Source organism: Ignavibacteria bacterium, assembly GCA_016873775.1.
Taxonomy (GTDB): domain Bacteria; phylum Bacteroidota; class Ignavibacteria; order UBA10030; family F1-140-MAGs086; genus JAGXRH01.
Window position 1 is genome coordinate 1 of sequence record VGWC01000007.1, and the last position, 25,958, is coordinate 25,958.

The following is a 25,958-nucleotide window of genomic DNA, read 5'->3' on the forward strand; positions in this document are numbered from 1 at the left end:
TTTGCGCAGTGAGACGATAGAAATACATTCCGCTCGAAAGCGTGCTTGCATCAAACTGAACTTCGTTCGTTGTAAAAGAAAAAAACTTTTGAGAAAAAAAAAGAGAATTATAATGAGAGAGAAAACTGTACTGGTGTACACAGTTCACAATTTATTGCCACGTTAAAAAAGTTGGAAAAAATGCGGGGAAAAAATTCTCAAAGAACAATTTCATTTCGCATTTCTCGGAATTCAACAGAACTAAACGTTCAATCGCCAAAGAATCCGGCAAAAATTCCGAAGTTTAACGAAATTCCTTTTCCGGAAATCGAACTGGGAAATCCGACAATTTTATTTTTTGCATCAAGTTTCCATTCGGGCGAAGTCATTCCTACATATCCCGCACCTACGCGCATTCCCAACCATTCTAATATTGCGTATTCAATGTTCAGTGAAATTTGATACGTATAAAATTCACCGTCTATTTGTTGCGAATATTTGTTTTCGCTGTACAATGAATCTCCAAAATGCGTCCAAATATCATCCCATACTACTTTCGAATTATTCGTTCTCCACAATCGTAAATTCATTTCACCGCCTCCAAGTGTAACATCAAGCGCAATGTCGAATCGTGGCGCTATCGGTTGAACATATCCAACGAAAAAACCACCGTAACTAATATCAAGTTGAAATTCCCTCAGAAGATTTTCTGTTGTTACTGTTCCGCTTGCACCCATTCCTCCCATACGAATATTCTTGAGAAACATAATATATCCGTATCCTTCGCCACCGTACATCAATATTCCTTTGTTAGAGAGTTGCCCTGCTTTTCCTTTTGCAAGAAATATGTTCAAGTCTTTTGTATTCAAGAATAAATAACGAGGAGTAAAACCACCTGCGCCGCCTAATTTAAAACGATGCGACGGTTTATCACGAACATCAAAAAAATTATCATCCGTGGTTATCGAATCATTTTGCGCAACGGAAAGAATTGTCAAGAGTAATGAAAATATTATTGTGAAGAAAAAAAATCGGTATTTCATAAAAGTAATGTTTGAACATAAAAAAAAAACGGTTCAAAATTAGAAAAAAGAATACAGAGCAACAACTTGCTTTTTTTTCTTCAGTTTTTTTTTAAGGTAGTGCAAAATTTCTTGTATTGTGAAACGATTGTTCATAGTCCTTTATACGCTCGGAAGTCTGTTGAACCGCCTGCGCTATTCGGTGATTTTTGATTGCCGTGCAAAAAAATATTCAACTCAACTTCGATGTTGAAACGCAACACTGGAAGTAAAATTGATAACTCATTCAAACTTCCGATGTTGTTGAAATTCCGAACGAATTTTCTCTGCTGCAAAATTATCCGAATCCGTTTAATCCGGCAACCGTAATTCGTTATTCGTTATTCGTTATTCGTGAATAGTGTTGTATCGTTGAAAGTGTATGACGTTTTCTATCGCTTAAGCGTAACACAAAACGACATTGTACGATACAATGAAACAAAGAAGTTCGTTCTTTTGAAATAACAATCTTCAATCCAGCATTTACAATAAAAAGGCGATGTCGTTCGATATTGCCTTTTGTTTTTTTTTGCTATTCTCCATCGAAACTCGTACTTTTTCCCCGCAAATATGAGCGGTGAAATTCCACAAACTCTACTGCTTCGCGCGCGAGTCAATCTTTCAACTTTCAACATTGAGCATTATTTTTGCAAAATGATGTATTTTGCATTACAAATTTTACACACAATTATTTCTTGACAATGGGTTTTTGGTCTGAGTTTCTTATCATTTTCGTTTTGATCTTGCTGAATGGTTTCTTTGCAGCATCAGAAATTGCTATTGTTTCTACTCGACGCACACGGATTAAAGATTTAATCGAAAAAGGGAAAACTCGCGCAAAAATAGTCGAGAAATTGCAAAGTAACCCCGATACGTTTCTTGCAACTGTGCAAATCGGAATTACTGTTGTCGGTTCGTTCGCTTCCGCTTTGGGAGGTACAGCCGCAATTCAATACTTAAAAGAACCTCTGCGACAACTGCAGATTCCGTTTATCTCAGAACATAGTGAGTTTATTGCAATAGTTATGGTCGTTACTCTCATTACGTACCTATCATTAACAATTGGAGAATTGATTCCGAAATCGCTTGCACTTCGATACTCGGAAAAATTTTCATTACTCATTGCACCTTTCATACTCCTCCTTTCAAAAATTTTTTCTCCTGCGGTAAAAGTATTAGTTGGAACAAGTAATCTTTTTTTGAAACCATTTCACGACCAAACAACATTTTCCGAATCGAAAATTTCCGAAGAAGAATTTCGCATTATGCTCGACGAAGGAACAAAGAGCGGTATCATTGATAAAACCGAACACGAACTTATTTCGAGCATTTTTGAATTTACCGATACTACGGCAAAAGAAATTCTTGTTCCGCGCACAGATGTCATCGCAATCGAAATTACTTCCGAAAAAGAAAAATTGCTCCGTCTCGTTTCTGACGAAGGATATTCGCGGCTTCCTGTATTTCAGGAAAACCTCGATAATATTCTCGGCATTGTTTATGCAAAAGATTTGATTTCTCTCGCCGAGCATAAAGTCATTGTGCTGCATGATATCATTCGTCCGGCGTATTTTGTTCCGCAAACAAAAAAAATCAGCGAACTCTTGCGCGAAATGCAACAGCGAAAATTACATATTGCTATCGTGAACGATGAATATGGCGGCACTGCGGGAATTGTAACGATGGAAGATATTATCGAAGAAATCGTTGGCGAAATTCACGACGAGTACGATGACGAATTGAAAGAAATTGAAACAACTGCCGATGGTTCGTTTTTAGTGAACGGAAAAGTTTCCATCGGAGATTTTAATGAGCGTTTCGGAAGTTCCATTCCCGAAGAAGGGGAGTACGATACGATTAGCGGATTTATTCAAAAACTTGCCGGAAAAATTCCCGAAGTGAAAGAAGAAATCCGTTATGATAGCTGGACGTTTTCCGTAGTGAAAAAAAGCCAGAGAAAGATTCGGCAAATACAAGCGAGGAAAATTGCAAGTTCGGAGTTACAAGTTTCGAGTTAATCGTTATGGACAAACAACTCGCAACTCACAACTCGCAACTTGTAACTCACAACTCGCAACTCGCAACTCGCAACTCGCAACTTGCAACTCGCAACTCACAACTCGCAACTCGCAACTCGCAACTCACAACTCGTTTAGGAATCTTCGGCGGCGCATTTAATCCTCCTCACGTTGGACATTTAATTGTTGCAGAAAATGTGCGAGAAAAATTGCAACTTGATAAAATTATTTTTGTTCCAACAGGAAATCCACCGCACAAATCGAATGAACAATTAATTGACGGAGCAATGCGTTTACAAATGGTGCAACTCGCAATCAAAGGAAATAAATTTTTCGACATCAGCGATGTTGAATTTTTGCGAAAAGATTTTTCGTACACCGTTGATACTCTCAAACTGTTTCAGCAAATGTATCCACAAACAGAATTATCTTTCATCATCGGCGCAGATAATTTTTTAGAACTCCACACATGGAAATCGCCGAAAGAAATTTTTTCTCTTGCATCCGTTGTGGTAATGAACAGAGAAGGTGTTGTGATGAATAAAAATGAATTTTCTTCGCTCGTAAAATTGGTGAACGTTCCGAATATTGAAATATCATCGAGCGAAATCCGAAAGAAAATTGCGCTTGGAAAATCAGTGAAGTATCTGGTCTCGGAAAAAGTGGAGAAGTTTATCGTGAAAAATAAATTGTATAAATGAAGGAAATACCAATGACAAGCAGCAACTTATCTTCAATCAATGACAATCGCTACACTTATAAACTATGCATAATTTCAAATTCCCAATTTCAATTTTATTTATTGCAACGGCAATTTCTTTTTCACAAACAATCGAAAAAGAGCAAACAAAAATTCATAACGTACTTATGCAACAAAGAACCGCATGGAATAACGGCGATATTGATGGCTATATGGAAGGATATTGGAAATCAGATAGTTTGGTATTTACAAGCGGAGGAAATGTTACGCGCGGATATGATTCGACGAAAGCGAAATACAAACGTAATTACGATACTAAAGATAAAATGGGAACACTCGAATTTTCTGATTTGGAAATTTCCGTTCTCGAAGAAAACGTTGCGTGGGTGTTAGGAAAGTGGAAACTGAAACGTGCAAACGATGAACCGCATGGAATTTTTACACTCGTAATGAAAAAGTTTGATGGAGAGTGGAAAATTGTTCACGACCATACGTCCAGTAACAATTAGAGCGATAAAAATAAATGTTGTCTAAAACGGATGAAGAGTTGGAGCAAAGAAAATTACTTGAAGAACGTTTTGTATTTTTTTACATATTTTTTTTCCTCACTTCATTCACTGGATAATTGTAATTGTTTGTAAAATATCTAAAACCAAAACCTAAAACATCAAATCTAAATTCAGAAATCGAAAATGGAAAATTATTCAAACGTTATCATCATCGGCTCTGGTCCTGCGGGATTAACTGCCGCCTTATACACAGCAAGAGCAAATCTTTCTCCGCTCGTATTCGAAGGATTGCAACCTGGAGGTCAGCTTACTATTACGACTGAAGTAGAAAATTATCCCGGTTACGAACACGGAATTATGGGACCGGAATTAATGAACATTATGCGAAAGCAAGCGCAGCGATTTGGTTCGCAAAATGAATTTAAGATTGTAACAAACGTTGATTTCTCCGTGCGTCCATTTAAAATATGGTGCGACAACGAAATGTATTCAACTGATGCGGTTATCATTTCCACCGGCGCATCCGCGAAACTTCTGAATCTTCCTTCGGAACAAGAATTTATGGGATACGGTGTTTCTGCATGCGCAACGTGCGACGGTTTCTTTTTCAAGAATCAGGAAATTGCTGTTGTGGGCGGAGGAGATACTGCTTTGGAAGAGGCAAATTATCTTACGCGGTTTGCTTCAAAGGTTTCTGTTATTCATCGCCGCGACTCATTGCGCGCTTCCAAAGTAATGATTGAACGCGCAGAAAAAAATCCGAAAATTCATTTCATCTGGAATTCCGTCGTTGACGAAGTTCTGGGAATGGATAACAATGGAAAAAAATCTGTTACCGGACTTCGTTTAAAAAATATCATTACCAATGAATTTTCAAAACTTACCTGCGCAGGATTATTTATTGCTATTGGTCATCATCCAAACACGAAATTATTTGAAGGACAAATTGAACTTGATTCGCACGGATATATTCTAACGAAAGGAAAATCTACGGCAACAAATATATCCGGGGTCTTTGCCGCAGGAGATGTTGCTGACCCTACGTATCGTCAAGCAGTTTCAGCCGCGGGAAGCGGTTGTATGGCGGCTATTGATGCAGAACGATGGTTAGAAAATTTGTAAAACGTGTGTTTAAAAAAAATGGTAGTTTTGGATTGTTGATAAATAATTTGTCAAATATTATTTCGCTTCAAGCAAAAAAGGTGGTACCCAATAACAATGAGGAAGGACGCAGTAAAAACCGAAGAGTCGAGATTTCTTTAACAGCGAATAAAGGAATGTTCGAATGACAAAATTTCCCATCGGAATTATTTGAAATGCCAACGCTTCTTACAATTTGACAACATTGCACATCTGTCAATCTTCAATGTAAAATGTCAAAAACTTGAATTTTCAACGAATTATACGTTTTTGGCTTTACGAGTAATTTGGCATAATACTTGTAATAATAGAACCGATTTCAACCACAAATTTTAAGAAGAAAAAAACATTATGGCATCAAATAAAATTATAGGAATTGATTTAGGAACAACCAACTCGTGCGTTTCCGTGATGGAAGGAAACGAGCCGGTTGTTATCGCGAATTCGGAAGGCGGAAGAACTACGCCATCTATCGTCGGATTTGCGAAGAACGGCGAGCGTCTTGTCGGTCAATCGGCAAAACGTCAGGCAGTTACGAATTCCAAGAACACAATTTTTTCAATCAAACGTTTTATGGGACGATTTATGGATGAAGTGAACGAGGAAATGAAACTCGTTCCGTATAAAGTCGTGAAGGGTGAAAACAATACTGCGCGCGTTTCCATTGACGACAAAATATATTCGCCGCCGGAAATCAGCGCGATGATTCTCACGAAGATGAAACAAACTGCGGAAGATTATCTCGGCACAAAAATTTCCGAAGCGGTGATTACTGTTCCCGCATATTTCAACGATGCTCAGCGACAAGCAACAAAAGAAGCAGGAGAAATTGCCGGTTTGAATGTGCGAAGAATTATCAACGAACCAACTGCGGCTGCGCTTGCGTACGGTTTGGATAAGAAACATAAAGATTCAAAAGTTGCTGTGTTCGATTTGGGCGGTGGAACGTTTGATATTTCCATACTTGAACTTGGCGATGGTGTGTTTGAAGTGAAATCCACCAACGGCGATACGCATCTTGGCGGAGATAATTTCGACCAGCGCATTCTTGAACATCTTGCCGATGAATTTAAAAAACAAGAAGGCGTTGATTTGCGCAAAGACCCGATGTCGTTGCAGCGTTTGCGTGAAGCGGCGGAAAAAGCGAAGATGGAACTTTCGCAATTGATGCAAACGGAAATCAATCTTCCGTTTATCACTGCAACTGCCGATGGACCAAAACATTTGAACATCAATTTAACGCGCGCAAAATTCGAGCAACTCTGCGATGATTTATTCAAACGTTGTATTGTTCCGGTAGAAAACGCACTACGCGATGCAAAACTTTCTCCACAACAAATTGATGAAGTAGTTCTTGTCGGTGGAATGACGCGCGTTCCCCGTGTTCAACAACTCGTAAAAGATATTTTCGGTAAAGAAGGACACCGAGGCGTGAATCCCGATGAAGTTGTTGCGGTTGGCGCAGCAATTCAAGGCGGAGTTCTCACCGGTGATGTTACCGATGTTCTTTTGCTCGATGTTACTCCGCTGACGCTTGGAATTGAAACAATGGGTAACGTGATGACACCGATGATAAAAGCGAATACAACAATTCCGACAAAGAAGAGCGAAGTATTTTCAACTGCTGCGGATAGTCAACCATCAGTGGAAATTCACGTTCTGCAAGGCGAGCGACCGATGGCAATTGATAACAGAACGCTCGGAAAATTTCATCTCGATGGAATTCCACCGGCACCGCGCGGTATTCCACAAATTGAAGTAACGTTCGATATTGATGCAAACGGAATGTTACACGTTCTCGCAAAAGATAAAGCGACGAACAAAGAGCAATCCATTCGCATTACATCATCGAGCGGATTATCGAAAGAAGAAGTAGAAAAAATGAAACGCGATGCTGAAGCACATGCAGCAGAAGACAAAAAGAAGAAAGAGGAGATCGAAACGCGCAATCAAGCGGATAATCTCGTGTTCCATACGCGAAAGCAAATAAAAGATTTCGGCGACAAGTTGGATGCTGATACGAAAGCGAAACTTGAATCTGCGGCGAATTCGTTGGAAGAAGCCGTGAAGAGCGGAACGGAAAGCGACATCAAAGCAAAAATGGAATCGCTGAATAATCTGTGGAACGATGCTTCGACGAAAATGTACGAAGCGGCGAAAACTGCTGAAGCGCAACAACAAACTTCTTCGCAATCTTCTTCATCCGATTCCGGAAAGAAAGATGGCAAGGCAGTGGAGAACGCTGAATTTGAAGTTGTGGATGAGAAAAAGAAATAATTCGAACTCAATATATCATAGGCATCTTGAGAAATTGAGATGCCTATTTCTTTATTTTCACTCAATGATACACTTTTCTTTCCTGCCGTTACTATCTTTTCGTTTCAAAATGAGAACGATAGAATATGAAATACTTCCTAAAAAAAAATCGTTTTCGTTTTTTCTTCTCTTACAAATCTTTCTCGCGTTCTCATTACAGCAATCATTATCATTTTTTATTTTATATCCGTGAGTAGCGATAGAGTGAAATACTGTTAATTCACACAAAACCGTATTTCGATTCTGCCAACTACTTTTTTCGTATTTTTCTCCGCAAAAAATGTATCACACAAAAATCATCTCGAGCGAAAATCTCCATTTTTCGTACGGAGAACATATTGCTTTGCGCGGAATTTCTTTTTCCGTGAATGAAGCGGAAATATTCGGTTTGCTCGGTCCCAATGGAGGCGGGAAAAGTACAATATTTAAAATTCTCTCAACGACTCTTCATCATTCCAATGGAATTGTTTCGATATTTGGGAACAACATTCAAAACAATGAAAACGAAATCAGAAAACATATCGGCGTCGTGTTTCAATCGCCAAGTCTCGACGGGAAATTATCGGTTGAAGAAAATATGATTCATCAGGGACATTTGTACGGTTTACGTGGAACATATTTGAAGCAACGTATTGAAGAATTGCTTTCCCATTTTTCTCTTGCGGAACGCGCGAATACGTTTGTTGAAAAACTTTCCGGCGGATTGCAACGACGAGTGGAAATTGCAAAAGCGTTGCTTCATTCTCCAAAGTTGTTGTTACTTGACGAACCAAGTACGGGGCTTGACCCTGGCGCGCGCATTGCAATGTGGGAATTGCTTTACGAATTGCGTGAAAAGGAACGCATTACTATTGTATTGACAACACATCTTTTGGAAGAAGCAGAAAAATGCGATTGCTTGGGAATTCTTGACGAAGGAAATCTCGTTGCTGTTGGAACTCCTTTTGATTTGAAAAGAGAAATCGGCGGTGATGTTGTTTCCATTGGAGCGGAAAATGCGAGTGAACTTTTTTCAAAAATTCAAAACCGTTTCGGTAATAATGTAATGCTTATCGGTTCTATTATTCATATTGAACGAGAACGCGCACACGAATTTATTCCGCAACTTGTTTCTGAATTTCCGAACGAAATTACATCTATCACACTTTCCAAACCGTCGCTTGAAGACGTGTTTATTCATAAAACGGGAAAGAAGTTTAGCAATTCGCAATCAACAGTTAGTGTGTTGTAAAATGCGTGTGAAAATATTTGCAATTCTTGTTTTACACAACGGAAATCACCACTCAGAAATTTAAAATCCAAAATTCTCAATGACTTTTTTTCTTCCTGTTTATACGTTAAGCAAACGTGAACTCATCCGATTCTTACGACAAAAGAGCAGAATCATCGGAGTTGTTGGTTCACCGTTGTTGTTTTGGTTGCTAATTGGTTCAGGAATTGGAACAACATTTAAAATTCCCGGCGCAAAAGAAACGGAAGGATATTTAGAATATTTTTTCCCAGGAACAGTGTTGCTTGTTGTACTTTTCACATCAATCTTTGCTTCCATCTCTACCATTGAAGACCGAAGAGAAGGATTCTTGCAATCTGTTCTTGTTTCTCCCGCTCGACGTTCAAGTATTGTGTTGGGAAAAATTCTCGGCATAACAATTCTTGCAACACTCCAGGGAACGATGTTTATATTATTAGCACCGTTTGCGGGTGTCTCACTTACTTTCGGAACATTTATTTCGACAGTTCTTACTATTATTCTTATTTCGTTTGGACTTGCGGCGTTGGGATTTTTATTTGCGTGGCGGCTTGATTCGACACAAGGATTTCACGCAATAATGAATCTTGTATTTGTTCCTATGTGGATGCTTTCGGGTTCATTATTTCCAACAAGCGGCGCATCGTCGTGGATTGCGCTGATTATGCAATGCAATCCCCTATCGTATATGCTGGATATGTTGCGGCATATTTTATACTGGAATAATGATATGAGGAAAATTAGTTTGAATCCATTCGGAATTTCATTCCTTGTTACGCATATCTTTGCGGCAACGATGTTTATTCTTTGTGTAATTTTAGCGAAAAAAAAATGAAACCACTTTCTTTATTCGAACGCGCGCTGTGGGGAATATTATCGCTTGTGATTTGCGGTGTTATTGTCCTTTGGGTTTGGAAAACGTACAAGAAAACAGAAACAAATGAGGCAAATGGTGTTTCGTTACGAATTCCTCTTTCCGATTTTTCGCTGATGAATCACTATGGAGAAAAAGTAACGCGCAACGATTTACTCGGAAAAATTGTTGTCGCTGATTTTATTTTCACCAGTTGTGCGGGCGCATGTCCAATTATGACGACAAAGATGATAGAACTTTCAACAATGTTTAAATACGAAAGAGAAATTCGTTTCGTTTCATTTTCCGTTGACCCGGAAACAGATTCCCCGGAAGTATTAAAACAGTATGCAAAAAATTTTGGTATCCGTGATTCTGTACAATGGATTTTTTTAACAGGAGAAAAAAAAGAAATTACAAGTTTGGTAAAAAATGACTTTAAACTTGCGTTGCTCGATTCCGGCGGAACGGAAGAAGAAACAATTATTCATAGTCAACATTTTGTATTATTAAATGAACGCGCAGAAATTGTTGGTTATTTCGATTCGGAAGATGAACAAAAAATGCGCGAACTGTATTTCAAGATTCGAAACATACTTCAGCAGAACAAACAATGATTGATTTGCTTCCCACATTCAATGCTATTCTTAATTTCACAAGTTCAGTTTTTTTGTTTCTTGGAAGGGAAAAAATACGAGAAGAAAACAAAGCACAGCGTAAAACAATGATGCTTTCTGCGTTTTTACTTCCATACTGTTTTTCCTATCGTACATCACCTATCATTCATTGCGTGGTTTGACAAAATTCTTGGGAACAGGAGTCGTAACGTTGATTCACAGCAGTGAAATGGATGAAGGCAACTACGAAGTTGAATTCAATGCTTCAAACTTATCGAGCGGAGTGTATTTCTATCGTGTAACAGGCACGACGATTGATGATAGAAATCATTTCACTTCCGTAAAGAAGATGATGCTCAATAAGTAGCGTCGAAATTTTGTTTGACAAATTCAAGGTCGAGAAAAATTTCTTTTCTCGACCTTTTTTTTTTCTCCATTTTGCTTTAACTTGTGCCACAATTTTTTCACAATTTGAGATGTGAGATTTGCGATGTGAGTTTTAAAACCACACGAATCCTTGACTCCTCGAATCCTCAATCACTTTTTTTTGAAAGGCAAAATTTTATGACAACAATTATTGACATTTGGGCAAGAGAAATTCTCGACTCGCGCGGATTTCCAACAGTAGAAGCAGAAGTCGTTTTGGAATGTGGCGTTCACGGACGAGCGGCTGTTCCGAGTGGCGCATCAACGGGAGAACACGAAGCGGTTGAACTTCGCGACGGTGAAAAAAATCGTTTCGCAGGAAAAGGAACGATGAAAGCCGTCGAAAATGTAAATACAAAAATCGCCGAAGAACTCATTGGTTTCGATGCGCTGGACCAAGTCGGCATTGATACCTATATGTTGCAAATGGATGGAACGCCGAACAAAGCGAACTTAGGAGCGAATGCAATTCTCGCAGTTTCTCTTGCGTGCGCAAAGGCATCGGCGAATGCGTTGGAAATTCCGCTCTATCGTTACATCGGCGGAACGAATGCAAAAGTTCTTCCTGTGCCGATGATGAATGTTATCAACGGCGGAAAACACGCAGACAACAACGTGGACTTTCAAGAGTTTATGATCGTTCCTGCGAATGCACCGACATTTGCTGAATCGCTGAGAATGGGAGCAGAAATTTTTCATTCCCTCAAAGGCGTTTTAAAATCGAAAGGATTGAACACAGCAGTCGGTGATGAAGGTGGTTACGCGCCAAGTTTGAAATCGAACGAAGATGCGATTGAAGTAATATTGGAAGCGATTACAAAAGCGAATTACAAACCAGGTGAAGATGTGTTTATCGCGCTCGACCCCGCAGCAAGTGAAATGTTTGAGAAAGGAAAATATTTATTCTACAAATCATCGAAAGAAAAATACACGAGCGAGCAAATGGTGAAGCATTGGGCGAGTTGGGTAAAAAAATATCCGATTGTTTCGATTGAAGATGGAATGGCTGAAGATGATTGGGACGGATGGAAAATGCTCACGGAAGAACTCGGCGGAAAAATTCAACTTGTCGGCGACGATTTGTTTGTAACGAATACGGAACGTCTCGCAATGGGAATTGAAAAATGCGTTGGTAATTCGATTCTTATCAAAGTCAATCAAATCGGAACGCTGACTGAAACGCTCGATGCAATTGAAATGGCAAAACGCGCGGGATATACAAACGTCATTTCTCATCGAAGCGGAGAAACGGAAGATGCAACGATTGCCGATATTGCCGTTGCGACCAATGCGGGACAAATCAAAACCGGTTCTGCAAGCCGAACGGATAGAATTGCAAAATACAACCAACTCCTCCGCATCGAAGAAGAGTTGGATACGAATGCAGTATTTGCAGGCGTTTCTACGTTTCCGCGATTAGCAAAAACGAAGAAGAAGAAATAATTTTTTTCTCACGCGAAGACGCGAAGACGCTGAAAAACTTCTTTGCATCTTCGCGGCTTTGCGTGAGATAAAACAAAATGAAAATTTCCATCACGGTAAAACCAAACGCGAAAACGAATGAAGTACTTCAGCAAGATGATGGAAGTTTTCTTGTAAAAGTAAATGCTCCTCCGAATGATGGCAAAGCAAACGAAAAAGTGATTGAACTTCTTGCAAAACATTTTTCTGCAACAAAACGGAATGTGAATATTGTAAGCGGAATGACGAGTAGGAAAAAGATAATTGAAATTATTTAGCCACGAATTTCACAAATTGACACTAAATTTTTTTTCGTGCAATTCGTGTAATTGGTGGCAAACAACAATACATACAATGGCAAAATCAACAACACCAAAAACTAAAACAACAACGACCAAGAAAGCAACACAACCAGCAATCAAATTTGGAACAGATGGTTGGCGCGGCGTCATTGCAGAAGATTTTACGTTTGCAAACATCGAAAAAGTCGCGTTAGCAACGGCAGAATATTTTTCTTCGCATCCGAAAATCAATAACGGAATCGTGATTGGTTACGACGCGCGATTTCTTTCCAAAGAATTTGCGGAACGTTCTGCGCTCGTGATTGCAAATACCGGCATCAAAGTAAAACTCGCGGATAAAATTTCTTCCACGCCGATGGTTTCGCTGCTGACAAAATATTTTCGCGCTGCAGGTGGAATTGTTATTACTGCAAGTCATAATCCCGCGAAATACAACGGCTTCAAAATCAAAGGAGAATTTGGCGGACCTGCTCATCCCGAAATGATTGCGGAAGTGGAAAAACATTTAGCAAAAATTCTTTCATCGAAATCTGCAATCACTTATCCGAAATCTCTCAAACAACTTGTGGACGAGCGGCTTATCGAATACATTGATATGTCGCATCTTTACATTGATGACATTGCGCGAAAACTCGATGTGGGAAAAATTTCTGATTCGGGAATTCGCATTTTGCACGACGCAATGTACGGCGCGGGAATGCACATCTTGAATAAAATTGTTCCCGCAACGGAAATTCACGCGACGTTCAATCCATCGTTTGGAGGAACACATCCCGAGCCGACGGAAAATAATTTGAGCGAGTTGAGTAAAAAAATTGCGAAGGAACATTTTCACATCGGCATTGCAACGGATGGTGATGCGGATAGAGTCGGCGCAATGGATGAGAACGGAAATTTTGTTGACTCGCATAAAATATTTTCGCTTCTGCTGAAATATTTTGTCGAAGAAAAAAAATGGAGCGGTGAAGTAGTGAAATCGCTTTCCGTTACGAATATGGTGGATAAGCAATGCGAAAAATATAAATTGAAACTTAACACGACTGCGGTTGGTTTCAAACACATTTGCAAAATGATGACTGAGCGTGATGTGTTGATTGGCGGCGAAGAAAGCGGCGGACTTGCAGTGAAGGGACATTTGCCCGAGCGCGATGGTGTGTATGTCGGATTGCTTCTTGCTGAAATTATGGTAAAGCGGCAAAAGAAACTGCACGAACTTGTCGAAGAATTGGAAAACGAATTTGGAAAACATTGTTACAAACGCATTGACGCGCATGTTACGGATGAAGAAAAGAAATCAATTCTCGAACGATGTGAACGCAAACCAAAATTCCTCGGCGATGAAAAAGTGGAAATGATTGAAACGGTTGATGGATATAAATTCCACGTAAAAAACGGTTGGGTTTTAGTTCGCGCATCGGGAACGGAACCACTGATTCGATTTTATGCAGAAGCCGATTCGATGGAGAGAGTGGAGAAGTCGTTGGATGCAATTAGAGGAAAGTGAATTTATTTTACATTTTATATTTTAGATTGAAAGTGTAATTATGGAAACTACAAAATATGTTTACTGGCAAGATGAGTCAATGTGGCTCGGATATTTAGAAGAGTATCCCGATTATATGACACAGGGAGAAACGCTTGAGGAGTTGAAGGAAAATCTTCTTGATATTTATAAAGATGTAACGAGTGGAGCAATTCCATTTGTTCGTAAAGTTGCTGAGTTAGAACTTGCGTGAAGAAGAAAGATGTACTCAAGAAAATCAATGAAAATCTTGTGAAGCATATATTCAAAATGTTACAAAATACCTATGAATAAATTATTACTTACAATCACATTATTTTTCTTTTCAACAACATTATTTTCTCAAATCACAATCAATACTTCTGATATTGATACAGTGATTGGACATTCGCAAATGTTTAAGTTGCAAGATACTGTTGCGGTGAATCTTGGAACAAGCGGCGAAAATAACGTGTGGGATTTTTCTTCAATGAATTTAACACGAACACAATCGCAAAACGTTATCAATAAAAATTCTACAACGTGGGGAAATACGTTTTCAAATTCTAATTACGCTTTGAAAGTAATCAACATTGAACAACACGACACGTCATACGAATTTTATCATCTTACTTCTTCTAATTTTCTCTACACAGGATTTGTAGATAAATATCAATCGAATTTTAATGTTGCAAAATATAATCCTGAATTTTCTCTCGTTAATTTTCCGCTTTCGTATAATCAATCGTGGAACTCTACTTCAAAAATAAAAATCGCTCCGTATTACTATTCTACAAATCTTGATTCAGTTATTATCAATGCAAAAGTAAAATTTCAAACAGATAGTTGGGGAAAACTTGTTACAAGCGCGAGCATTGATTCGTTTGACGTTTTGCGTTTGCGACACGATGATACGCTCACTGTTGCCGGATATCGTTTTGGATTAGTGTTGTATCGTGATACGTTGCAAACTATCAATTATCTCTATCTCTCCAATAATATTGGAATTATTTGTGAAGTTGCAAGTTTTGACGGTGAAACAAACCCGAATTTTACTACAGCGGCTTCGTTCCGGTTGTATAATGGTGTTCCAGTTGGTGTAAAAGAAAATAGTCTGTCTAAACCGCAAAACTTTTCCCTCGAACAAAATTTCCCAAATCCGTTTAATCCGAAAACAGTTATTCGTTATTCGTTATCGGTTAATAGTACCGTAACGATAAAGGTGTATGATATTTTGGGAAACGAAGTTGCGATGTTGATGAACAACAAAGAAAGGGAACCGGGAAAACATGAAGCGCAATTTGACGGGACAAATCTATCGTCGGGAATATATTTTTATCGCTTAACGACAAATAATTTTTCTGAAACAAAGAAAATGATATTGCAGAAATAACATTCGCTATGCTATGAAGATGTCGAAAAAAAATTCAAAGTCAAGAATCGCTCTTGACTTTTTTATTTTTCTCTCGCGAAGCCGCAAAGACAACAAAGAATTTATTTTCAGAACTCTGCGACTTTGCGTGATGATGTTGCTTTTCGTTTCTGAACAAATTCTTTCGCAAACATATTTCATTCCTTACCAACAAAATTTCGATTCTGTTACTCCTCCCGTATTGCCGAATAATTGGACAACGACGACGAACCGAAGACCAAACGGCGATTTCAAAACAATTGCGAGCGCGCCACGTTCTTCTCCAAACGCAGTGATAGATTCAAATTCTATTATTGCGCAAAGTTTATTTTCTCCTCAATTGAATTTTACAGGAAAAATTGGGGACTCGCTCCTATTTTTTGAACGAAGAAACACTACGCATCATTCAGGAATTATTGTTGATGCAATTGTGAACAACGATACTACTTCGCCGATTACAATTTCTGATACGCTCAGAAATGTTGTTGCAAATAGTTATATACGCCGTGCTTTTTCTCTTCCAAACGTTTTAAATAATCAATCGCAAGTTCAATTTCGTTGGAGAGTTCTTGGCGATAGCGGAACGAGCGCAGGATTTGTTCGCTTCGATGACATTGCAATTACTGCGAAAACACAGTTTGATGCAAGCGTTACGAACATTGCATTTCTTCCTATGTTTCCGATTGTCGGAGATTCGATTCGAGTTATTGCGACAATAAAAAATGTCGGATTATTTTCGTTTCAGAATGATACAGTGAAATTTTATTTCGATGCGAACAAAGATTCTTCCGCTCAACAAAATGAATTGTTCGATACGAAAATAATTTCTTCGATTATTACTCCAAATGATTCTGCGTTCGCTGAAGGAATATTTCCAAACGCTCAATTTGGAAATCAGCGATTTATCGTTCAATCGAAATTGGCAAACGACGACGATAATTCAAACGACGAGTTTATTGCTGAAATAGAAGTTGGGGTTCCGAAATATTCTCTTGTCGTGAATGAAATAATGTACAAACCGCTTTCTCCCGAACCGGAATGGCTCGAAATTGTCAATGCTTCCAACGATTCTATCAATCTGAAACAATGGAAAATTTCTGATAAAAACATTGCAACGAAACACACGATTACAACAAAAGATTTTTGGTTGAAGAAAGATTCATTTGTCGTTGTCGTAAAAGATTCGGAAAGTTTTTTTGAAATTCATCCGTTTGTTCTGTCGAAAGTATTTGTCGTGTCATCGTTTCCGAGTTTGAATAACGATAGCGATGACGTTGTGCTGTTCGATAATAGAAATGCCGTGATGGACAGCGTACATTACAAATCAAGTTGGGGAGGAAGTTACAAATCGCTTGAGCGAATCTTTGCTGATAGTTCTTCTCTTAGTCAATCGAATTTCGGAAGTTGTATTGATACAGCGCGAAGTACGCCGGGGAAAATAAATTCGCTTACACCGAAAGAATTTGATATTGCTCTTGCGCGGATGTTTATTTCTCCGATAAATCCATTACCGAATTCTACTGTTTCACTCAATACTGTTGTAAAAAATATTGGATTGAACACTCTAACAAGTTTTACCATTCGATTTTACCGTGATGCAAATAGAGATTCAATTTCGCAAATCAATGAAGAAATATTCTCTGATGTTATTTCTCAAACACTGAATTATCTCGATTCAATTACCTTTTCCAAAATGTACGATTCGATTACAACAGGAGAAAAATATTTTATCGTAAAAGCAGAAATAAATAACGACGGAAACTTACAAAACAATATCGCGTATGCAAATGTGACAACTTCTATTCTTCCACAAAGTGTTGTCGTGAATGAAATTATGTACGCTCCGAACGGTGATGAACCTGAATGGGTTGAACTGTACAATAACACAGGCGATTCTCTTGATTTAAAGACTTGGAAAATTTCCGATAACAATATTGAGACAAAAGTTCCCATCACTTCGCTCACAACAATTCTTCCGCCCGATAGTTTTGTTGTCCTGACAAAAGATACAGTTGCGTTTAATTCGATTCACTCAACTATTCCATCTCTTCTCCTTCAAGTATCGCAACTTCCATCGTTCAATAATACCGGCGATGAAGTTGTTGTGTACGATGCAAGTGGCTCAACAATTGATTCTGTGCAATACAAACCAAGTTGGGGAGGAAACATTGAAGGGAAATCTTTGGAAAGAATATTTTTCGATTCACTTTCTAACGATTCAACAAATTGGGGAAGTTGCGAAATTGCTTCAACTCCGGGAGAAAGAAATTTCATTACTCCGTTAGATAACGATGTGAAAGTGAAAGGAATTTTTTCTTCACGAAATGAAAGTCAAATTACTATTTCTGCAATTGTTGAAAACATAGGATTGAATGTAGTAAATAATTTCGATGTGAAATTTTTTGATGATGGAAATAATGATTCACTTGCACAATCAAACGAGTTAATCGGAACAAAATCAATTTCAAATACAAACCTGAATTACAAAGATTCAATAGAAGTTTCGTTTGATTGGAACACAAGATTTTCAGGAAGAAGAAATATAATTTGCATTTGTGATATAACTAACGATGAACGAAGAAGTAATGATACTCTCATTTCCTCAGTCGCATTTCCTTATGCTGAAAATTCAATTGTCGTCAATGAAATAATGTACGAGCCGCTTTCACACAAAGCAGAATACGTTGAACTTTACAATCGTAGCAACGATACTCTCGATATAATGAATTGGAATATTTCTTCCGCACGAGATACGAATAGTTCACCGACGCAATTTAAATTATCGAACACAACATTGAACATTCTTCCGAAACATTATTTTGTTCTTGTAAGTGATTCATCGTTCATAACACAATTCCCGAATTTCGATACAGCGCTTGCAAAACTTCTCATCGTCAACAAATCAAGTTTGAATTTGAATAACGACGAAGACGATGTTGTGCTTCTCGATTTAACAAACACAGCAATTGATAGCGTTCATTATTCATACAAATGGCACAATCCCGAATTGCTTTCTACGCAAGGACATTCGCTTGAACGCATCAATCCGAATGTTGCCGCAAATGACAAACGCAATTGGAGTTCTTCGACAAACAACGGAACGCCGGGAAAGGCGAACAGCATTTTTACTTCATCAAAACCAACGGCAACCTCGCTCTCATTTTCACCCAATCCGTTTTCTCCCGATGGCGATGGCTTTGAGGATTTTACGATTGTGAATTACAACATTCCGACAAACGTTGCATCAATTCGCATTCGCATGTTCGATGTGAAAGGAAGAATGCTACGCCAACTTTCTCACAACGAACCAAGCGGTGCGACGGGAGAAATTATTTGGGACGGAAAAGATGATGATGGAAAAACTGTTCGCATCGGAACGTATATTGTTTTTCTCGAAGCGTTGGATTCATTCGGCGGAAATGTGTATTCAACAAAAGCAGTTGTTGTCGTTGCAGCAAAAATGTAATGGAAAAAGTTTTGTTTATATCAATGACGGAAAAAACTGCATATCGAATTTTATTGGGAGGAACAACGCTGTGGTGCATTGCAATTCTTTCACCGCCGTTTCTTTTAACGCAAGATTTTTCAGTAATCGCGTTCGCAGTAAAAAAAATGTTCGCTCCCGTTTGTCATCAAATAAGCGAACGAAGCATATCCATTGTTGATATTCCGCTTGCAGTGTGCGCGCGCTGTTCGGCAATGTATTTTTCCTTTTTTTTCGGAATATTGTTCTGGAAAAAATTATCCTCGCTTTCGTTGTTTTCGTTTCCCAACGTTTTCATAGTTCTTCTTCCTCTCGCACTCGATGTGCTGGTGAATATTTCCGGAATCAGCGAACAATATTCGTTCTTCCAAACTTCACATCTCGTACGAAGAATCGTTACAGGAACGCTTGTTGGATTTTCATTCGGCGTTGCGTTTGTATCTGTTTTTATTAGCGCGACAAAAGAAATTATTTTTTTCAAACCTAACCTTCACATTGATTATGAATCCCAAACCAAGTAAAATGTTGCCCGTGCTGTATGCAGGTGTTTTAACGGGAGTTATCTCGTCATTTCCGTTGTTAAGTTTTATCAATTGTTGTTGTTGCGCCGGAATTCTTGGAGGCGGCGTGATTGCAGTATTTTTTTACAAGCAACATTTTATTCCGGAAATGCCGCTGATGACTTCAGGCGATTGTTTGCAAGTTGGCGCGCTTTCGGGACTTGTCGGTGCATGTATTTCATTTCTCCTTTCCGGATTTTTCACTGCATTATTCGGAGAAATGATGCGCGAAATGATATTACGCTGGTTTAGCGACTCTCGCAATTTGTTTCCTCCCGATGCGTTTTATCAACTGGAAAATGCAATGCGTCAAATGGAAATGGGATATTCATTCTGGAATTTAATTTTTTCACTTCTCCTATATCCTGTTTTTGGAATGTTCGGAGGATTTATCGGATGGGGAATTTTTAAGCCAAAAGTTGTGTATGTTCAGCAAGTTCAAAATCAACAAATTTCCAATCAATCGCCATCGCAGTGAAATGAACAAAAGCAACGGTAAAAAAATACTGCTCGATAAATAATGTTCGCAACGTGAAAAATATCTTTTCAAAAAATTCCACTTCCATGTTGCTGTTGTTAATTCTTGCTGCTGTCGAGAACATACTATCGGAAAATAATTCCGTGAACAATGTGCTTTCTCATTCTGCGTACATAACAATATTCCCTTCCGAACAATCGCTTTCCATTGTTGATACGTTTGTTGTTGTAACTTCCGGTTCCGAAATTCCGCTTCGGCTTTCCCAAACGTTTGAAATTGATGCTGCAGAAATCAACGGAAGAAGAACCATTCCACTTCGCGAAGGAGCATTGTTGCAGATTCGCGATGTGCTTTCCGATACCAATACAATCGTCCTTCAGTATCACGGAAGAACGCCGTCGAACGAAATGACACATTGTTCCGATTCGTTTGCAGTGTTGCGCGAAGAAGACGTGTTACCGCAAGGTTTTCACGATTATCGTTTTGCAACAATAACGTTGCAGGTTCCGAATGATTGGGAGGCAATTGCTTCTGGGAAACTGATAGAAAAAAAAACGGAAAACGATTCGGTAATTTTTTGCTGGAAAACGGAAACGCTCGTTCCTTCGTTAGGATGGTTTGTTGCGGGAAAATATTATGTTGCTACAACCTATGTTGATTCGATTCCGATAATGACGTATGTATCTTTTTCGGATACGGCGGTTGTGGAAAAATTACATTCACTTTCCAAAAATGTTTTGAAGGTATTTCAGGAAAAATTCAACACCTATCGCTTTCCGAAACTTGCGATCGTGGAAGTCGAAGATTTTGTTGCGGGGAAAAACGTTGCCGCCGCTGCATATCCTTCGTGTATTCTTGTTAAGAAACAAACGTTTGCGACGCAAGATACATTCAATTCTGCGATGGAAATTCTTCCACATGAAATAGCGCATCAATGGTGGCCACTTTCTGTTTTTGTCAATGATGAAGACCTCGCCGTGCTTTCCGAAGGATTGTGCGAATTCTCTGCGCGTTTGTTCCACGAAACAAACGGCGACAACAGTATGCGAGATGATTTGCAATATCATCCGTTATTGCGTTCGTTGATAGTGCGCGCACAACAACAGAACGAAGTTCCGTTGCAAAAGAAAGCGGATTTGCGCACTATTCCGACGCAGTATTTGAAAGCGTATTATGTGCATACGATGCTGCGCATTGTCATCGGCGAAAAAAAATATGAAGAATTGCTTTCTGCATTTGCAAAAAATTTTTGGATGAAAAAAATTTCGCTTGATGATTTTCAAACACTTGCGGAAGTTCTTTCTGAAAAAAACCTCGATTGGTTTTTTGAGCAATGGGTAAAAAACACCGGCATTCCACGTTTGAAATTATACAATGTGAAAACGTTTTTTTCGGAACAACACTGGCGAACAAAAGGAAACGTGCGAGTTGTCGGTTATAAACAATTTACAACGCCGGTTTTTGTTGAAGCGCGGAGTGAACGGGATACCGTAGAGAAAAAAATTTTTTTAGGAAAACTTGAAAACGGAAAATATATAAACGATGTTTCATTCGAAATACGTACGAAGGAGAAACCGCGAGAAGTTATTCTCAACCCTCGCAGAGATATTTTGCTTTCTAAAAAGATGCCGCCGCGATTCAGCGATTTGCGTGAACCAGCAGATGGGATAATGATTATCGGCTCAAAAGCAAATACGGATTCGTTGTGGAAGTACGCGCGAAGAGATTCAGCGACAATGGACAAAGGAGGATGGTGGATTACGATGAAAGTGGATTCTGCAGTTACTCTTTCCGATTTACAGCGCGCGCGTGTTTTTCTGTATGGAACGAAAAAACAAAATTCCATCGCGGAGAAATTTGAAAAATATTTTCCCTTGCGTATAGTGAACGATTCTGCTATGTATCGGGATTCAATTTGGTTCGATACGACAAACACACTTGGAGTTATGGAAATTGCAGACAATTCTTTTTCTGCAAACGGTTTAGTTTGTTGGATTGCGCCGATTGGAAACAATGTTCAGATGCAACTATTACCGTATCCTCATTCGTATGTTGTTTTCAGAGAAGGCATACGCGTTGCTGAAGGAACGTGGGAAATTGAAGATGAAGAATATGCAGTGAAAATACAATAACGAACGAGAAAAATTCAAAAGTTTTCGATTTACGTTTGAAATCTAAAAAAGAATTTACTACATTTTCCCACGATTTGAAAAATTAATTAGGTTACGAACTTTATGATTCCACTTCGCACATACACAGTTGTTCCATCCATTCCTTCACAGTTGGCACGGCTCAATGAACTTGCCTTCAACCTTTGGTGGTCGTGGAGTCATGATGCAGTTGATTTGTTTTCGCGTCTTGACCCGGAACTGTGGGAAAAAAGTAATTTCAATCCGATAAAATTGCTTGGTTCAATCAAGCAGGAAAAGTTATTTGAGCGAATAAACGACGATGGATTTCTTTCCCAAATGAAACGTGTGCTGGAACAATTTGACGCGTATATGTCAAAAAAAACGTGGTTCGAGAAAAATTATTCCGATTGTCTTGATAAAAAAATTGCGTACTTCTCGATGGAGTTCGGAATTACTGATTGCCTTCCGATTTATTCCGGTGGTTTGGGAATTCTCGCTGGTGACCATTTGAAATCCGCTTCCGATTTAGGTTTGCCTCTCGTTGGCGTTGGACTGTTGTATCAACTTGGATATTTTCATCAACGATTGAATAACGATGGTTATCAACTGGAAGATTATCGGACGAATGATTTTTACAATATGCCGATTCGGCTGCAACGGACAGTTGACGGGAAGCCGTTAGTTATTGTCGTGCATTATCCAGCGCGAAAAGTATATGCCCAAGTTTGGATTGCACAAATAGGCCGTGTTCCATTGGTATTGCTTGATACAAACATTCCGCAAAATGCTCAACAGGACCAGGATATTTGCGATAAATTGTACGGCGGCGACCAGGAAGAATTGCGTATTAAACAGGAAGTAATGCTTGGCATCGGCGGAATGTATGCATTGGAAGCATTAGGAATTCACCCAACGGTGTATCATATGAACGAAGGACACGCAGCATTTCTAACGATGGAACATATTCGAAAATATGTTCAAACAGGACTTTCTCTTGAAGAATCAATAGAGATAGTGCGCGCAGGCAATATATTTACTACACATACACCCGTTCCTGCTGGTATAGATAAATTTCCAAGTGATGTTTTACAAAAATATTTGAAACATTATTGCGACGAGTTGGGAATTCCGTTTGAACAATTCCGCGCGATAGGATTGGAAAAACCGTGGGATACAAGCGATACGTTTTCGATGGCTGTGCTTGCGTTGCGTTTGTCGGTGTATAGTAACGGAGTGAGTAAGTTGCATGGGGAAGTATCGCAAAAAATGTGGACGCATGTTTACCCCGATATTCCCACGCAAGAAATTCCGATTCAGCATATTACGAACGGTGTGCATATAGATACGTGGCTTTCGCGAGATATGGCAGGATTATTTGACCGTTACATCGGAACACGGTGGAGAGAAAATCCTGCAGACCCGGAAATTTGGAAACGCATTGATACTATTCCCGATGGTGAACTTTGGCGTACACACGAACGGCGTCGAGAACGACTAATTGCTTATGCAAGAAAACGAATGAAAGAGCAATTAGAAAAACGCGGAGAAGCATTGAATGAAATTGAAATGGCATCATCCGTTCTGAATCCTGAAACACTTACGATAGGATTTGCGCGGCGATTCGCAACATATAAACGCGGGAGTTTACTCTTCAGAGATATTGAACGATTAGTAAAAATTCTCTCGGAAAATGCGCATCCTGTGCAGATTATTTATGCAGGAAAAGCGCATCCAAAAGATGAACCGGGGAAAGATGTTATTCGGGAAATCATTCACAAAATTCGCGATGAACGCTTACACGATAAAATAATCTTTCTTGAAGATTATGATTTCTCGCTTGCGCGTTATCTTGTTCGCGGGGTAGATATTTGGCTGAACACTCCTTTGCGTCCACGAGAAGCAAGCGGAACAAGCGGAATGAAAGCGGCAATTAATGGCGTACTCAATCTTTCTATTCTTGATGGTTGGTGGGATGAAGCGTATGTGCAAGGTAATGGTTGGGCAATTGGGAAAAAAGAAGTGTACGATTCCGAAGTGTTGCAGAACAAAGTCGAATCCGATGCTATTTATGATTTGTTGGAAAAAGAAATTGTTCCACTTTTCTATGACCGTAAGCGCGATTTTATTCCCCACGGTTGGATTGCAATGATGAAACAAGATTTAAAACAATTGTGTCCTGCATTCAATACACATCGAATGGTAAGCGATTATGCAAGAAACTATTATGTGCCAATGATTCAGCATAAAACTACACTGTCGGAAAATAATTACTCGCGCGGCAAATCGCTTGCAAAATGGAAACATTCAGTGAAGCAGCATTGGGGAAAAATTAAACTTGAATCGTTGAAGACTAACGGACATGACCAATTGTTGGTGCATTCTGAATTAAATATCGTCGTAGAAATGTTTTTGGATTCGATTCGTCCAGATGATGTAAGTGTTGAAGTGTTATATGGTTTGATAGATAAGAATCAACAAATTGTCGAGTGGGAAATATTGCAACTTGCTCATCAAAGTGAACAGAAAAAAGGTCACCATATTTTTGCAGGAAATATTCCGTGTCGTACAAGCGGTTTGCACGGATTTCAGGTTCGCGTTTTACCGAAACACGATGATTCCAGTTCAAAATTTGAAACGGGATTAATATTTTGGCCACAGGGAGCATAATGCAAACAAATCGTTAAACGATTTATTCCTTTACTTAAAAATATTCCGTGGAAAAAGTGTTGGGTGCTTTCGTTTTTAATGAAAGTACAAAAAGTTTGAATAGGAATTTTTCCTGTTCAATTTCAATAACTAATTCATAAACCATATACTTCTGATACAATTTTGAATGTGTTCGTTCCGTGTTATATGAAGCGTAATGCGAATGAACATTATCGCTGTTTCATAGCGTAAATTTTTGAGGCTGTTGCAAGTGTAAAGAGCATAAAAAATAATCCCGCCAAAACATCCACCACGTAGTGATACCGCAAGTACACGGTACTGAAAATAAGTAACGCTCCTGCAATCATAATAATCCATCGTGTTTTGATGTGAAATTTTTTCGAAAGGAACATTACGATAAGTGTCAGTTGAGTATGTCCGCTCGGAAAAACATCGCGTTGTACATAATCAATCGGATGAGAAACGTTCGTTGGAATTGATTCTCCCGCGTTGATAATTTCTCTGCAAACATTGGTGAGAAACATTCCCGGAAGTTCAATATCGAGTTGCGAAAAATCGTGCAATGTAAATCGCGGACCAACTGCAGGGACAAGAAAATACCCGATGTATGAAAGGAAAAAACCATACACGATGCAAAACACCGCAAAGCGAAATTCTTCTTTCGGTTCTCTTCGATACAATTCCATTCCTAAAAGAAGAAAGAGAAAATAATAACTCGTGTATGCGAGTTGTAAAATTTCCGTTAGAAAAGGAGAGGAAATTGTGTGCAACCATTGAGTTGGGTTTGTTCCAAACATCCACCAGTCCAACGCAATGAGGACATCATCAAAATCGTATTGCCACAACGGATGAATCATTCCGTATGTTTCTTTAAAAACAAGAGGAACGAGTATTACAGGATACCATGCATAAATGAAGCGAAGAATTTTTAATTCGTTTTTTGAAAGAACAATAATTCCGAATGACGCAACGCAATTGATAAGAATAAAAAGAAATGCGTTCGGAATGGAAGGAAAGAAAAAACAGTTGAGAAGTGTGAGAAAAAAAAGAAAACAAACGGAAATGAAATCCGTTGGGGAAAGTGAACGCATCAA

22 protein-coding genes are annotated in these 25,958 nt (G+C 38.9%); 19 read left to right on the forward strand and 3 right to left on the reverse strand.

Annotated elements, in window-relative coordinates; all coding sequences use genetic code 11:
• Positions 1-248 precede the first annotated feature (248 nt).
• Together FJ218_01880 and FJ218_01885 are read right to left on the reverse strand one after the other, a co-directional pair.
• On the reverse strand, positions 249-1,022 hold the full coding sequence (locus FJ218_01880) for a hypothetical protein (GenBank protein MBM4165664.1): 774 nt from the start codon (positions 1,020-1,022) through the stop codon (positions 249-251).
• Positions 1,023-1,153: 131 nt separating this feature from the next.
• Complete coding sequence (locus FJ218_01885; GenBank protein ID MBM4165665.1) at positions 1,154-1,336, reverse strand: hypothetical protein; 183 nt, start codon at positions 1,334-1,336, stop codon at positions 1,154-1,156.
• Between the two features lie 405 nt (positions 1,337-1,741).
• Between FJ218_01885 and FJ218_01890 the strand changes: the two genes are divergently transcribed.
• The 19 genes from FJ218_01890 to FJ218_01980 all read left to right on the forward strand — a co-directional run bounded on the left by FJ218_01890 (position 1,742) and on the right by FJ218_01980 (position 24,864).
• On the forward strand, positions 1,742-3,058 hold the full coding sequence (locus FJ218_01890) for an HlyC/CorC family transporter (protein ID MBM4165666.1): 1,317 nt from the start codon (positions 1,742-1,744) through the stop codon (positions 3,056-3,058).
• Positions 3,059-3,063: 5 nt separating this feature from the next.
• Positions 3,064-3,759, forward strand: a complete 696-nt coding sequence (locus tag FJ218_01895; GenBank protein ID MBM4165667.1) for a nicotinate-nucleotide adenylyltransferase — start codon at positions 3,064-3,066, stop codon at positions 3,757-3,759.
• A gap of 64 nt (positions 3,760-3,823) precedes the next feature.
• On the forward strand, positions 3,824-4,267 hold the full coding sequence (locus FJ218_01900; GenBank protein MBM4165668.1) for a nuclear transport factor 2 family protein: 444 nt from the start codon (positions 3,824-3,826) through the stop codon (positions 4,265-4,267).
• A gap of 183 nt (positions 4,268-4,450) precedes the next feature.
• Positions 4,451-5,389 carry a thioredoxin-disulfide reductase gene (trxB, locus tag FJ218_01905; protein ID MBM4165669.1) on the forward strand — a complete coding sequence of 313 codons (939 nt, stop codon included), beginning with the start codon at positions 4,451-4,453 and terminating at the stop codon, positions 5,387-5,389.
• A gap of 369 nt (positions 5,390-5,758) precedes the next feature.
• Positions 5,759-7,684, forward strand: coding sequence for a molecular chaperone DnaK (gene dnaK / locus FJ218_01910; protein MBM4165670.1), 1,926 nt, complete (start codon positions 5,759-5,761; stop codon positions 7,682-7,684).
• A gap of 319 nt (positions 7,685-8,003) precedes the next feature.
• Positions 8,004-8,954 carry an ATP-binding cassette domain-containing protein gene (locus tag FJ218_01915; GenBank protein MBM4165671.1) on the forward strand — a complete coding sequence of 317 codons (951 nt, stop codon included), beginning with the start codon at positions 8,004-8,006 and terminating at the stop codon, positions 8,952-8,954.
• A 79-nt stretch (positions 8,955-9,033) separates the two neighbouring features.
• A complete protein-coding gene (locus FJ218_01920; GenBank protein ID MBM4165672.1) occupies positions 9,034-9,807 on the forward strand; it encodes a multidrug ABC transporter permease in 774 nt (257 codons plus the stop codon).
• Positions 9,804-10,442, forward strand: a complete 639-nt coding sequence (locus tag FJ218_01925) for an SCO family protein (GenBank protein ID MBM4165673.1) — start codon at positions 9,804-9,806, stop codon at positions 10,440-10,442. The genes FJ218_01920 and FJ218_01925 overlap by 4 nt, the downstream gene beginning before the upstream one ends.
• A 178-nt stretch (positions 10,443-10,620) precedes the next feature.
• Positions 10,621-10,809 carry a hypothetical protein gene (locus tag FJ218_01930; GenBank protein MBM4165674.1) on the forward strand — a complete coding sequence of 63 codons (189 nt, stop codon included), beginning with the start codon at positions 10,621-10,623 and terminating at the stop codon, positions 10,807-10,809.
• A gap of 197 nt (positions 10,810-11,006) precedes the next feature.
• Positions 11,007-12,311 carry a phosphopyruvate hydratase gene (locus FJ218_01935; GenBank protein ID MBM4165675.1) on the forward strand — a complete coding sequence of 435 codons (1,305 nt, stop codon included), beginning with the start codon at positions 11,007-11,009 and terminating at the stop codon, positions 12,309-12,311.
• A 77-nt stretch (positions 12,312-12,388) separates the two neighbouring features.
• Positions 12,389-12,607 carry a DUF167 domain-containing protein gene (locus FJ218_01940; protein ID MBM4165676.1) on the forward strand — a complete coding sequence of 73 codons (219 nt, stop codon included), beginning with the start codon at positions 12,389-12,391 and terminating at the stop codon, positions 12,605-12,607.
• A 76-nt stretch (positions 12,608-12,683) separates the two neighbouring features.
• Positions 12,684-14,135, forward strand: coding sequence for a phosphoglucomutase/phosphomannomutase family protein (locus FJ218_01945; protein ID MBM4165677.1), 1,452 nt, complete (start codon positions 12,684-12,686; stop codon positions 14,133-14,135).
• A gap of 40 nt (positions 14,136-14,175) precedes the next feature.
• Complete coding sequence (locus FJ218_01950) at positions 14,176-14,367, forward strand: type II toxin-antitoxin system HicB family antitoxin (protein MBM4165678.1); 192 nt, start codon at positions 14,176-14,178, stop codon at positions 14,365-14,367.
• Positions 14,368-14,439: 72 nt separating this feature from the next.
• On the forward strand, positions 14,440-15,525 hold the full coding sequence (locus FJ218_01955) for a T9SS type A sorting domain-containing protein (protein ID MBM4165679.1): 1,086 nt from the start codon (positions 14,440-14,442) through the stop codon (positions 15,523-15,525).
• A 13-nt stretch (positions 15,526-15,538) separates the two neighbouring features.
• Positions 15,539-19,009 (forward strand): hypothetical protein, encoded by a 3,471-nt coding sequence (locus tag FJ218_01960; protein ID MBM4165680.1) that lies wholly within the window; start codon positions 15,539-15,541, stop codon positions 19,007-19,009.
• Positions 19,009-19,548, forward strand: coding sequence for a DUF2085 domain-containing protein (locus FJ218_01965; GenBank protein MBM4165681.1), 540 nt, complete (start codon positions 19,009-19,011; stop codon positions 19,546-19,548). Before FJ218_01960 ends, FJ218_01965 begins: the two co-directional genes overlap by 1 nt.
• Positions 19,529-20,065 carry a hypothetical protein gene (locus FJ218_01970; GenBank protein MBM4165682.1) on the forward strand — a complete coding sequence of 179 codons (537 nt, stop codon included), beginning with the start codon at positions 19,529-19,531 and terminating at the stop codon, positions 20,063-20,065. The genes FJ218_01965 and FJ218_01970 overlap by 20 nt, the downstream gene beginning before the upstream one ends.
• An 86-nt stretch (positions 20,066-20,151) precedes the next feature.
• A complete protein-coding gene (locus FJ218_01975) occupies positions 20,152-22,197 on the forward strand; it encodes a M1 family metallopeptidase (protein ID MBM4165683.1) in 2,046 nt (681 codons plus the stop codon).
• A 102-nt stretch (positions 22,198-22,299) separates the two neighbouring features.
• The gene (locus FJ218_01980; GenBank protein MBM4165684.1) at positions 22,300-24,864 is read left to right on the forward strand and encodes a glycosyltransferase family 1 protein; all 2,565 of its coding nucleotides are present in this window, start codon (positions 22,300-22,302) and stop codon (positions 24,862-24,864) included.
• Between the two features lie 209 nt (positions 24,865-25,073).
• On the opposite strand, the gene FJ218_01985 is transcribed toward FJ218_01980, so the two are convergent.
• Entirely contained in the window at positions 25,074-25,955 is an 882-nt protein-coding gene (locus FJ218_01985) for a phosphatase PAP2 family protein (protein ID MBM4165685.1), read from the reverse strand.
• Positions 25,956-25,958 lie beyond the last annotated feature (3 nt).